The sequence below is a fragment of the Streptomyces fulvoviolaceus genome (assembly GCF_000718165.1).
Classification (GTDB): domain Bacteria; phylum Actinomycetota; class Actinomycetes; order Streptomycetales; family Streptomycetaceae; genus Streptomyces; species Streptomyces fulvoviolaceus.
The window spans coordinates 1-204 of sequence record NZ_JOEY01000252.1 but is presented as its reverse complement, the minus strand read 5'-3'; the positions used below and the strand labels follow the sequence as shown (position 1 = coordinate 204).

1 protein-coding gene is annotated in these 204 nt (G+C 68.1%); it reads left to right on the top strand.

The genetic code is table 11. From position 1 onward, the window contains the following. A partial coding sequence (locus tag IG08_RS55595; protein ID WP_043457906.1) for a carboxyl transferase domain-containing protein occupies window positions 1–204 on the top strand: 204 nt, incomplete at both ends.

The window sequence follows — 204 nt, the reverse complement described above, 5'->3', positions numbered from 1 at the left end:
CTCGCCGGTTACGGCGGCATCTTCCAGCGCAACACCAGGGCCTCCGGGGTGATCCCGCAGATCTCGGTGATGCTGGGCCCGTGCGCGGGTGGCGCGGCCTACAGTCCGGCCCTGACCGACTTCGTGTTCATGGTCCGCGAGACCTCGCAGATGTTCATCACCGGCCCGGACGTGGTCAAGGCCGTCACCGGCGAGGAGATCACC